The following is an 11,260-nucleotide window of genomic DNA, read 5'->3' on the forward strand; positions in this document are numbered from 1 at the left end:
CCGAGCGGCCCACCGGTCTCGACCTCCAGGCGGTCGGCGACCTGGAGCCGTACTGGGAGGGGGTGCGAAGGATCTACGCCCCGTTCGAGGCGGGCCTCGCCTCACCGACCGGCCGGGTCTACCACCACGAGATCCCCGGCGGCCAGCTGTCCAACCTGCGCACCCAGGCCGTCGCCCTCGGCCTCGGCGACCGCTTCGAGGACATCGAGGCCATGTACGCCGCCGCCGACCGCATCCTGGGCCGCCTGGTCAAGGTGACCCCGTCCTCCAAGGTCGTCGGCGACCTGGCCCTGCACCTCGTCGGCGCCGGCGTCTCCCCGGAGGCCTTCGAGTCGACCCCCGACAAGTTCGACATCCCCGACTCGGTGATCGGGTTCCTGCGCGGCGAGCTGGGCACCCCGCCCGGCGGCTGGCCGGAGCCGTTCCGCACCAAGGCGCTCCAGGGCCGCGCGGCGCCCAGGCCCGCGCCCGAGCTGTCCGCCGAGGACCGCGAGGGACTGGCCAAGGAGCCGCGGGCCACCTTGAACCGGCTGCTCTTCCCCGGCCCGACCCGCGAGTTCGACACGCACCGCCAGTCCTTCGGCGACACCAGCGTCCTGGACAGCAAGGCCTTCTTCTACGGCCTGCGCCCGGGCAAGGAGTACGCCGTCGACCTGGAGCCCGGCGTCCGGCTGCTGATCGAACTGCAGGCGATCGGCGAGGCCGACGAGCGCGGCATGCGCACGGTGATGTCCACGCTCAACGGCCAGCTCCGCCCGATCCAGGTCCGGGACCGTGCGGCGGCCTCCGACATCCCGGTGACGGAGAAGGCCGACCGGTCCGACCCCGGCCATGTCGCGGCGCCCTTCGCCGGTGTGGTGACCCTGGCCGTCGAGGAGGGCGACGACGTGGCCGCCGGTGCCACGATCGCCACCATCGAGGCGATGAAGATGGAGGCCACGATCACCGCTCCCCGGGCGGGCCGCGTCTCCCGGCTGGCCATCAACCGCATCCAGCAGGTGGAGGGCGGCGACCTGCTGGCGGAACTGGCCTGACGGCCCCGGCGTGGCCCCGGTCGCCTAACCCCGGCCGATGAGGTGGCGCAGCCGGGACAGCAGGAGGTTGGGGTCCCGCCGGGTGGTCAGCGCGGCGCTCGGCACGTACACGGTCCGGCCGCGGACGGCCACGGAGGTCGGGTTCGACAGGCCGTCCCGTGCGGTGAGCAGGTTCGTGACGGTGCCGTCCGGCTGGACCAGGACGACCTCGCTGCCGGAGTTGAGGGCGGCCAGCACGCTCTTGCCGTGCCCGGGGAAGGCGAAGTCGTCGATGCCGGGCAGCCCGTCGGCCCGGGTCTCGACGGGGCCGGCGGAGCCGTCCGGGGCGACGGGGACGCGCAGCAGCGTGCCCCGGTCGCTGTTGGACACCCAGACGGAGTCCCGGCGGACCTTGAGGCCGTTGGCGCCGAAGCCGTGCCCGGGCGCCGCGGGGAGCGGGGCGAGCGCCCGGCCCGTCGCCCACGCCGTGGCGGTGCCGCCCGCCCGCGGGACGCGCCAGATGGTGCCGCGCACCGAGTCGGCCACGTAGAGCAGGCCGTGCTGCTCGTCGAGGGCGAGCCCGTTGGGCAGCCCGTCGGCCGGCAGCGCGGCGATCAGCCGCGGTGCGGTGCCGTCCGGGGCGAGGCGCCAGATGCCGGTCGCGTCGGTGCCGGTGGCGTAGCCGACGTACAGGGTGCCGTCCTGGGCGCGGGCGATGCCGGTGACGGCGGCGCGGTGCACGAGCGGCGTGGCCGGGTGTGCCACGGCGGGCAGCGTCGCGCGGATCCGGGTGCGGCCGTCGGGGGTGACGTGCGCGATCTGCCGGGCGAAGGCGAAGGTCAGGTCGGCGGAGCCGTCACGGTCGAGCGCGATGTTCTCCGGGGCCTGCCCGGCGGCCAGGTCGAAGTGGGCGAGGACGCGCGCCTCCGTGACGAGCGGCTCGTGGCCGGTGGCGGGCGCGGCGGCGACGAGGCCGAGCGCGAGAGCGGCCGTGGCGGCGCCGGTCAGGCGGGGGAGTCGGGGCATGTGACCTCTTCTCGGTCGGCGCGCGGGGCGCCGGCGTGCGGGGCCACACCAACATGACGGGGAAGGGGCCGCCGGTGGCGGGGGCCGGGCCGCGGGATCGCCCGCGCGGCCCAGCCCGGCCCTCCGCCCAGCCCTCAGTCCCAGAGCGGATACGTCATGACCTGCTGGAAGCCCTCAGGGCGGTCCTGCTGGTAGGTCAGGCTCATCCGGGTGTAGTGCTGGACGCCCGGCTGCTTCTTCCAGGGCTTGGCGTCGTCGAGCCGGACGGTCACCGGGTACGCGCGGAAGCTGCCGGCCGCGCAGTACGGCTTGCAGTCGTTGACCATGTTCACGCCGACGGCGACGGCGCCGTCCGGAGTCCACCGGGACCAGTGGAGTCCGGTGAGCCGGCTGTTGCCGTCGCCGCAGGCCAGGATGAAGTCGTCCGGGCGGACGGTGCGGTGCCACAGGCAGTCGACCAGGACGGTCCGGGTCGTACCGGCGTGGGCGGGGTGCGCGGGCCGGCCGGCCGGCCCGCCGGCCGTGGCCGTGGTCACGGCCGCCGTGAGCAGGGCCCCCGCCGCGAGGGTGACCGTCGTTCCCACCAGTGATGCGCGCATGGCCGCTCCCACCCGTCGTGCTGTGTCCGACCGCGTGCACCCGACGCTACGACCGTCCCGCCATTTGCACCAGTCGCGCAGGTAGGGCCGTTTTGTCAGCCGGGGAGACGGTCGGCGCGCGGATCACCGGGCGGGCGCCCCGGCCGTCCGGGCCGGCGGCGGCGTCAGCAGGCGCCCTCGTCCTGCCAGGGTCCCCACTGCGAGGCGCCCGGCACCTCGTTCTGGGTCCACCACTTCGCCTTCCAGTTGTGCTTGCCGTACGAGACCTCGTTGCCCTGCGTGTACACCGCGCCCGCGCTCCAGGCCGGCTTGCAGGAGGCCGGGGTCGGCGTGGGGGTGGGCGTGGGGGTGGGGGTCGGGTCCGGCGGCGTGGCACCGGCGAACTTCACCGAGTACTTGGCGAAGTCCCAGGAGCTCTGGGCCACGCTGGAGCAGGTGCCGGAGGTGCGGCCGCCGTTGTCGGCCGGCGTGCACTGCCGGTCGCGGTTCAGCGACCAGAAGGTGAACCGGTCCATGTGGTGGCTCGTGGCGTAGTCCAGCACCGTCTGGAAGTCGGCCTGGGTGAAGTACTCGCCGGTGTCGCTGCGGCCGTTCATGCCCGAGAAGCCCTCGTGGGCGTAGGCGGTCGCCTGGTCCCAGCCGAACGTGGACTGCAGGACGGAGTTGAAGTTGGTGAGCGCGCCGGTCTGGCTCGCCGCACCGTTGAAGCCGCCGTCGAACGGCATGATGGAGAAGTTGTTCGGGGTGAAGCCCTGCGACTTGGCCTCCAGCAGCATCTGCTTGCCGAACCAGCCGGTGCCGTCGGCGGTGCCGGCCGTGGTCACGGAGACGTACAGCCCGGGGTTGTTCTGCTGCAGGATCTTCGCGGCGCCGATCTCGTTGTGGATCGCCGCGCTGTTCTCGTACTCCGGCTCCTCCAGGTCGAAGTCGATGGCGTGCAGCCCGTACTTGGTGATGACCTGCTGGTAGGCCGCCGCCGTGGCGGCGGGGTCGGCGCAGGCCTGGCCGAGCTTGGTGCCGCCGTAGCCGCCGATGGAGACGGAGACGTCGCCGCCCTTGGCCCGGATGGTGCTGATCACCGACTGGACCGCGGTGTCCGAGGCGACCGGTGCCGTGCCGCCCCAGGTCGGCGTGCAGCCGCCGCCGTTGGGCGCCAGGACGAACGCCAGCTGGAACGCCTTCAGGCCGGTGGCGTCCATGATGGCGGCCGGGTCCGGCGGGTCGTTGTCCAGCGGCATCAGATAAGGGGCGGCCGCATACCAGCGGTTGCTGAGCGCGCTGGTCGCGCCCGAGGCGTCGGCCGCGACCAGCGCGGTGCTGCCGGCGGCGGCGAGGGTGACGGCCGCCGCCGCGCCCAGACATGCCCGAAGACGTCTCACGTGTGCCTCCAGAGGGTGGGGACCCCACAGCGGGGAGCCCCACCCTCCGGGACTGTTGCGGTCACGTCAATGAGTTGGACTAGACCAAAGCCCACTTTGGACTAGACCATGCGATCCCTTTACCTGGCGGCTCCCGGGCCGGCCAGCCGTACGGTGAACCCGCGGCCGAGCGGCAGGCTCGGCGTGCCGACGGTGGTGACCCGGGTGCCGGCGTCGTACGACCACGCGCTGTCCGGCAGCCGGCGCCCGTCGAGCAGGACCCGCGCGGGAGCGGTGCCACCGTGCACGGTCAACCGGTACGTCCGGGCGTCCGGCTTGCCCGCGTAGTCGCCCCTGCTCGCACCGACGGTCACGGTCGTCCCCCGGCCGTCGGCCCGCACCGACACCCGCTGCGTGGCCGCGGCGCCCTCGGCGAAGGCACGGGTCACGCCGTCGTCCTCGTACAGCGTGTAGCGACCGGTGCCGTGCGCGGCCGGGTACAGGTCCCAGTCCAGCTCGTGCCGGTCGCGGGTCTGCCAGCTCGTGGTGCCCTCGGGCCACATGGGCACGATCGCGCCCTCGCGCACGAACAGCGGGAGGGTGTCCAGCGGGGCGTGGTAGCCGTCCAGGGTGGCCGGGCCCCGGTAGGTGCGGCCGGTCCAGTAGTCGGTCCAGGTGCCCTTCGGCAGGTAGATGCCGTCGCGGGTGTCCGAGTCCTGGTAGACGGGGGCGACGAGGAAGTCCGGCCCGGACAGGAACTCGTACCTCGCCCGCCCGTCCAGGGTGGCCGGGTCGTCCGGGTACTCCAGCCACAGCGGGCGCACCGCCCCCACACCCGTCCTCGCCGCCTGCGCGGACAGCGTGTACATGTAGGGCAGCAGCCGCTCCTTCAGCTGGAGGTACCTGCGGTTGACCGAGGTGTACGGCTCACCGTCCCGCCACGGCTGCTGGTCGGCGGGCTTGCCGGTGGCGATGTCGCTCGCCCAGCCGTCCATCGTCATGACGGCCGGCAGGAACGCCTTCCACTGCAGGTCGCGGGTGTACATCTCGGCGTCGTGCCGGTAGATGCTGCCGATGTCGCCGGTGTTGTAGGCGATGCCGGACATCGTCGCCCCGGCGTACGTCGGGATCTGCCACCGGATGTAGTCCCAGGACAGCTTCTGGTCGCCGCTCCACAGCACCCCGCAGCGCTGGGCCCCCGCCCAGGACACCGGCAGCCACACGAAACCGCGGGCGTCGCTGTTGTCCTCGATCCCCTTCTTGGCGGCGTCGCACGCGTCCAGCGCGAACGCGTAGCCGTTGCCGACCCAGGCCACGTCCAGTTTGGCCACCCGCTGGCCGGCCCTGACCTGGCCGGCCAGCTTGTCGATGCCGTCCTGGGTCCACAGACCGAGCTGGGCGTGGTGGTCCCTGAGGCCCCCGGCGGTCTGCTCCAGGTTCTCGTACCCGCAGCCGTACCCGTCGTTGACCAGCATCCAGCCGAGCGGCATCCGGTGCTCGGTGTAGCCGTCGGCAATCTTGAGCGCGTCCAGGGTGTGCCGCTCGCCCCGGTTGGCGTTGTGCAGGTAGCAGTCGGAGTCGCCCGGTTCGAGGCCGTACACCGGCGGCATGAAGGGCCTGCCGACCAAGGCCGTGTACTTGCCGATCACTTGCTTGGCGTCACCGAGGAAGTAGTAGGCGTCCAGGCGCCGTTCCTGCTGCCCGGTCGTCACCGGGGAGCCGAAGGTGTACACGCCCGGCGCGAAGGTGTTGCGGAAGACGCCGTAGCCCGCGCTGGAGAGGTAGAAGGGCTGCGAGTTGTTGTAGCCGCCCTCGTTCCAGTCGAAGCTGTTGGCCACGTACACCGTCCGGCCGCGGTGCGAGAAGCTGCCGTTCTGCTCGCCGCCGCCGAAGAACTGCTCGTCCGCGCCCCGCTCCAGGCTCTGCCGCAGCCCGCCGGTCGACCAGCGCAGCGGCTTGTCCTCCTGCCAGATCCGGGTGCGGTCGTCGGGCCGGTACAGGCCGAAGCGCAGCGGCTTCTTGTACACCCGCAGTACCGCCTCCGGGGACCGGATGCCGTAGTAGTCCCCGGCGTCGAAGGACGAGGTGTGCCGCTCGGGTGCCGGCTGTGCGCGCACGATGGCGGTGCCGGCCCGACCCTCCGGCGCGCCGGGCGGATCGGCCCGCAGGCGCAGCTGACCGCCTTTCAGGAAATCGGCCCGCGCGGTGAGTTGCCCGGCCCCGAAGGTGTAGCTGCCGTCGCCGCCGGAGAACGACGTGAGGTCACCGGCGTCCGTGGTCGCGGGCAGATACGCGGTGCCGGTGAAGGAGTCGTCGTGCACGTCGTACGGCACCACGAGCACCTGGTAGGTGCCCGAGGCCCGGGGGATCAGCGTGGCCTCGGGGTCCGCGGTGCCGGCGCTGGAGGCCACCTGCTTGCCGTGGCCGTCGTAGACGTACACGTCGAAGTCGTCCGAGGGGCGCTCCCACCTGACGGACAGCGGGACGCCGCCCTCGGGGTTGTCGTCCCAGTAGCCGTCCGGCACGGACACCGTGAGGCCGAAGCGGGCGCAGACCGTGCCGCCGGGGTCGGCCGCGGCGTCGGGGCACGTCTCGGGGCCGCCTCCGGTGCCCTTGGCATAGACCGGGCCGTGCCAGTCGACGCTGCTGTGCGCCGGGTCCAGTACGGCGCCGGACGCGGGGGCGGCGGCCCGGGCCGGGGCGGCGAGCGCGGTCCCGGCCAGGACGCACGCCAGCCCCAGCGGTATCCAGGCCGGCCACGGCGGACGGTATCGGAGTCTTCGCACGGCGGAACAGCTCCCCTCGCACCTTCGCGGACTGACCGTTCTTGCGGCTGCATCGCCCGCCGGTGCTCGGAAACGCTTGGAACGAGCGCCGATCGAGCAACTTCACGCACGAAGCCTCGGGGTTGGTTCAGTTCATGTCAAGACCGTGGCGGGCGGGGCTCAGACGATGCCGCCGTTGGCGCGGACCACCTGGCCGTTCACCCAGTGACCGGCCGGAGAGGCGAGGAAGGCCACCACCTCGGCGATGTCGGCCGGCGTGCCCAGGCGCTCCAGCGGCGGCTGGGCGGCCAGCCGGGCGACCGTCTCCTCGTCCTTGCCGTCCAGGAACAGCTCGGTCGCCGTCGGGCCGGGGGCCACCGCGTTCACCGTGACGTCCCGGCCGCGCAGTTCGCGCGCCAGCACCAGGGTCAACGCCTCGACGGCCCCCTTGCTCGCGCTGTAAGCGCCGTAGCCGGGGAACGCCAGGCCCACCACCGACGTGGAGAAGGTGATGAGCGCGCCGCCCCTGCGCAGCCTCCGGGCGGCCTCCCGGGCCACCACGAAGGTGCCGCGGACGTTGGTGCGGTGCAGGGCGTCCAGCTCCGCGAGGTCCAGCTCGGCGATCGGCGCCAGATACATCCGGCCCGCCGTGTGCACGACGACATCGACCCCGCCGTACTCGGCCGTCGCCGCCTCGAACAGCGCGGCGACCTGCTGCTCGTCGGCCACGTCGGCGCGGACGGCGAGCGCGCTGCCGCCCGCCGCGGTGACCTCCTCGACGGCGGCCCCGGCGCTCTCGCCGTCGGCCGCGTAGCCGACCACCACGGCGTGGCCGGCGGCGGCCAGCCGCGTCACCGTCTCGCGGCCGATACCGCGCGAACCGCCGGTGACGACGGCGACACGGGTCTGTGCGGGGTGTGCCTGAACGGACATGGGAGCTCCTGTGGTCGCAGGGGGCGGGAAGTGCCTCCAGCCTCCGTCCCGGCCCGGGCGCCAGCCAGGGCTGTCCGCACCCTGGGGTCGGCAACCCCTGGCTCCGCGCGGCCGGAGGCGTGACCATGGAAGGCGTGAACCACTCGGAACTGGCCGCTTTCCTGAAGTCCCGGCGCGACCGGGTCCGCCCCGCCGACGTCGGCCTGACCGCGGGCCCGCGCCGCCGGGTGCCGGGGCTCAGGCGCGAGGAGGTCGCCCAGCTCGCGGGGCTGTCCGCCGACTACTACACGGAGCTCGAACGCGGCCGGGGCGCCCAGCCCTCCGCGCAGGTCCTCGCCGCCCTCGCCCGCGCGCTCCGGCTGAGCGGCGACGAACGCGACCACCTCTTCCACCTCGCCGAACGCCCGCTCCCGGCCGTCGCCCACGGCCCCGCCGCGCACCCCCAGCCCGCGCTGCTCGGTCTGCTGGACCGGCTCGTCACCACCCCGGCGCAGATCATCACCGACCTGCACGAACCCCTCGCGCAGAACCCGCTCGCCGTCGCCCTCCTCGGTCCGGCACCGATCGGGCGCGGACTCGAAGCGAGCTTCGCCTACCGCTGGTTCACCGACCCCGCCGCCCGCGCGCTGCACCCGGCCGAGGACCACCCGCGCCACTCCCGGGTGTTCACCGCCGACCTCCGGGCCGTCGCCGCCCGGCGCGCCAAGGACCCCGACGTCACCCGGCTCGTGGCCACGCTGCGGCGGCGCAGCGAGGAGTTCGCCGCCCTGTGGGAGCAGCGGGACGTGGCCCTGCGCCGCACCGACCGCAAGCGGATCGTCCACCCCTCGCTCGGCGTCGTCGAACTGGACTGCCACAACCTGTTCAGCGAGGACGGCCGGCAGCGCCTGCTGTGGTTCAGCGCCCCGCCGGGCACCGAGGGAGCCGCCCAGCTGGAACTGCTGTCGGTGATCGGCACCCAGGACCTCGCGCCGCCGGGCACGGACCGGCTGGGACGGCGGTCCGGCTGAACCTCCTCGGCGGTCCCGGACCGGTACCGGCCGGGCGGGACCGGCGCGTCCCTCAGGACGGCTCCCCCTTCCCCCGGCTCCGGTCCGGCCGGCCACGGGCGACCAGCCAGGCCGGTACCGCCACGGCGGCGCCGATGTACAGCAACGGGGGGTAGCCCAGGGCGTGCACGACCGGCCCGCCGACGGCGCCGGCCAGAGAAAGTCCCACGAACAGGGCGCTGTTGTTCCACGACAGCAGCGCGGTCGCCCGCTCGGGGAACAGGTCGACCAGGTGGCGCTGCTGGGCGGGGAAGAAGGCGTACGCGGCCGACGCGAACACGGCCAGGGCGCCGGCCAGCGCCCCGGTGCGGGGGAACACCAGGGCCACGACGGCTTCCATCCCGGCCGTCAGCGCCAGCGCCGACCTGGTGACCCGTACCGGATCGGCCCGGTCCGCGCACCGGCCGCCCACCTGTCCGCCCACGACGGCGCCGATGCCGTAGCCGACCAGCAGCCACGGCACGACGCCGGCCCTGCCGTCCGCGTGCAGCGCGACGGCCAGGAAGGTGTAGAGGCTGTACACGGAGAAGGCCCACAGGGTCGTCACCGCGACGGCCACCACGGCGACGCCCGCCCGGGGGCGCCGGGCCGGCCCCGGCACCGTGACGCCCGTACCGGGTCGTCGGATCTTCCCGGTCGCGGTGCTCCCTGCACCGGGCCGCCCGGTTCCGTCCGCCGCCGTGATGGCTTCGGCGGGCCGCGTGGTGCGGTCCGGTGCCGTGGTGGCTGCCTCGGGGTGCGCGGTTCCGTCCGTGACGGCCGCGTCGGGCCGTCCGGCCCTTGCCGTGGCCGTGGTGTCCGTGCCGGGCCGTCCGGTTCCGTCCGGCGCTGTGGCGGCCGGAGCAGGGCGCGCGGTTCCGTCCGGCGTCATGACGCCCTCACCGGGCCGTCCGGTCGTACGCTGTGGCGCGCCTGCCGACGGCGTCGGCCGGGGCCGCCAGACCCACGCGTGGGGGAACGCCAGCAGGAACGTGCCCGCGGCCAGGATGACGAAGGCGGCCCGCCAGCCCACGTACCGCCCCAGCAGCGACCCGGCCGGCGCGCCCACCCACAGGGCGGTCAGCAGGCCCGATCCCACCACGGCCAGCACCTGCGCCCGGGCCCGGGGCCGTGCACGCACGCTGACCAGGGCGTACACGGTGGGCCCGGTCGCCGCGGCCGCGAGGCCGGCCACCACGCGGGCCATCAGCAGCACCCCGAAACCCGGCGCCAGCGCGGTACCGGCGTTGGCCGCCGAGAACAGCACCAGCGCCACCACCAGCACCGAGGCGCGGTCCCACCGGTCGGAGACCCAGCCGGCGAACGGCGACGCCACCACGTACGCGATCGAGAAGGCCGTGACCAGCAGGCCGGTGCCGGCCACGGAGACGGCGAACGACGCCGCGATGCGCGGGAGCAGCGGCGCCACCACGAAGAGGTCGGTACCCACCAGGAACTGCGTCAGCCAGGCCAGCGCGACGGACCCGGCGGACAGACCGGGCACCGAGTCCACGGCCGGCTCGCCGTGGGGCGACTGCATGCTCCGACGCTAGGACCTCGGCCGGGGCCCGGCCAGCGGGGATGGGCGACCGTCCGGCATGCGGGGGCGGCCGACGGGCCGGCAAGCGGGCCGGCCTCCCGGCCCTGGCGGTCAGGCGGGCGGACCGGCGATGCACAAGGTGGCCGCCAGGGCCGGCGCGGGGCTGCCGGTCCCGCCCGTGGCGTCCGTCCACCACTCGCCGCCGTCCTCGGCGTAGCGCAGCAGCACGCCCTCGCGGATCGCCCACGGGCAGACGACGGCCCGGCGCAGGCCCATCAGCTTCAGCGCCGTGTGCCCCACGACCGCCCCGGCCAGGCTCTGGGCGGCGCGCGGCGCGGAGATCCCGGGCAGCCGGGCGCGTTCGGCGGCGGGCAGCCCGGCGAGGGAGCGCACCGCCTCGCGCAGGTCCCGGCAGGCCAGTTCCCGGTCCACGAACGGGCCGTACCGTCCCGGCGCGGCCCCGCACAGCCGGGCCAGTTGCTGGAACGTCCGGGAGGTGACGACGGCGGTGCGCGGACCTTCCCAGCGGATCCGCGAGGCCACGTCCCGCAGTTCGTGGCGGATGCGGCGGCGCAGTTCCTTCAGCTCGTCCGGTCCTGGCGGGTCCTGGACGCCCAGGTACTCCCGGGTCAGCCGGTTCGCCCCGAGCGGCAGGGACGCGGCGAAGTCGGGCAGCCGGCCCCGCCCGAAGGCCACCTCCAGGGAGCCGCCGCCGATGTCGAGCAGTGCCAGGGGGCCCGCTTTCCAGCCGAGCCAGCGGCGGGCCGCGAGGAAGGTCAGCTCGGCCTCCGTCTCGCCGGGCAGCGTGCACATGCGGATACCGGTGCCGGACGCCACCCGCTGCAGCACCTCGTGGCGGTTCGGGGCGCCGCGCACGACCGCGGTCGCGAAGGCCAGCGGGTCCTGCGCACGCCACCGCCGGGCCGTGGCACCCGCCGCGGCGACCGCCTTCACCAGCTGTTCCACCGCCTCGTCGGCGATGGTGCCGTCCGGGCCGA

At 74.5% G+C, this 11,260-nt stretch carries 9 protein-coding genes; 2 read left to right on the forward strand and 7 right to left on the reverse strand.

Features of this window, described 5'->3' with window-relative positions:
• Nucleotides 1-1,034 (forward strand): biotin/lipoyl-containing protein (locus IE312_RS39050; RefSeq protein WP_306419715.1); only part of this gene is annotated, 1,034 nt, incomplete at its 5' end.
• A gap of 24 nt (nt 1,035-1,058) precedes the next feature.
• On the opposite strand, the gene IE312_RS06305 is transcribed toward IE312_RS39050, so the two are convergent.
• The 5 genes from IE312_RS06305 to IE312_RS06325 form a co-directional block, all read right to left on the reverse strand.
• Nucleotides 1,059-2,039, reverse strand: a complete 981-nt coding sequence (locus tag IE312_RS06305) for an SMP-30/gluconolactonase/LRE family protein (RefSeq protein ID WP_189979133.1) — start codon at nt 2,037-2,039, stop codon at nt 1,059-1,061.
• Between the two features lie 134 nt (nt 2,040-2,173).
• A complete protein-coding gene (locus IE312_RS06310; RefSeq protein WP_189979135.1) occupies nt 2,174-2,638 on the reverse strand; it encodes a hypothetical protein in 465 nt (154 codons plus the stop codon).
• A 164-nt stretch (nt 2,639-2,802) separates the two neighbouring features.
• Nucleotides 2,803-4,017, reverse strand: a complete 1,215-nt coding sequence (locus IE312_RS06315) for a carbohydrate-binding protein (RefSeq protein WP_189979136.1) — start codon at nt 4,015-4,017, stop codon at nt 2,803-2,805.
• 119 nt (nt 4,018-4,136) lie between these two features.
• Nucleotides 4,137-6,317, reverse strand: coding sequence for a glycoside hydrolase family 31 protein (locus IE312_RS06320; RefSeq protein ID WP_370467528.1), 2,181 nt, complete (start codon nt 6,315-6,317; stop codon nt 4,137-4,139).
• Between the two features lie 624 nt (nt 6,318-6,941).
• Nucleotides 6,942-7,694, reverse strand: coding sequence for an SDR family oxidoreductase (locus IE312_RS06325; protein WP_189979138.1), 753 nt, complete (start codon nt 7,692-7,694; stop codon nt 6,942-6,944).
• Nucleotides 7,695-7,828: 134 nt separating this feature from the next.
• On the opposite strand from IE312_RS06325, the gene IE312_RS06330 reads away from it, so the two are divergent.
• Nucleotides 7,829-8,704, forward strand: a complete 876-nt coding sequence (locus IE312_RS06330) for a helix-turn-helix transcriptional regulator (protein WP_189979140.1) — start codon at nt 7,829-7,831, stop codon at nt 8,702-8,704.
• Between the two features lie 52 nt (nt 8,705-8,756).
• On the opposite strand, the gene IE312_RS06335 is transcribed toward IE312_RS06330, so the two are convergent.
• Together IE312_RS06335 and IE312_RS06340 are read right to left on the reverse strand one after the other, a co-directional pair.
• Nucleotides 8,757-10,262: an MFS transporter gene (locus IE312_RS06335; protein ID WP_189979142.1), complete on the reverse strand. Its 1,506-nt coding sequence runs from the start codon at nt 10,260-10,262 to the stop codon at nt 8,757-8,759.
• A 111-nt stretch (nt 10,263-10,373) separates the two neighbouring features.
• The coding region (locus IE312_RS06340; protein ID WP_229899170.1) for a Ppx/GppA family phosphatase at nt 10,374-11,260 on the reverse strand (887 nt) is incomplete at its 5' end.

Origin of the sequence: Streptomyces capoamus, assembly GCF_014654935.1 — a bacterium.
GTDB lineage: Bacteria > Actinomycetota > Actinomycetes > Streptomycetales > Streptomycetaceae > Streptomyces > Streptomyces capoamus.

Coding starts and splice junctions, on each gene's coding strand:
- IE312_RS06335 (WP_189979142.1), bottom strand. CDS start 10,262: ATGCAGTCGCCCCACGGCGAGCCGGCCGTGGACTCGGTGCCCGGTCTG.
- IE312_RS06325 (WP_189979138.1), bottom strand. CDS start 7,694: ATGTCCGTTCAGGCACACCCCGCACAGACCCGTGTCGCCGTCGTCACC.
- IE312_RS06305 (WP_189979133.1), bottom strand. CDS start 2,039: ATGCCCCGACTCCCCCGCCTGACCGGCGCCGCCACGGCCGCTCTCGCG.
- IE312_RS06310 (WP_189979135.1), bottom strand. CDS start 2,638: ATGCGCGCATCACTGGTGGGAACGACGGTCACCCTCGCGGCGGGGGCC.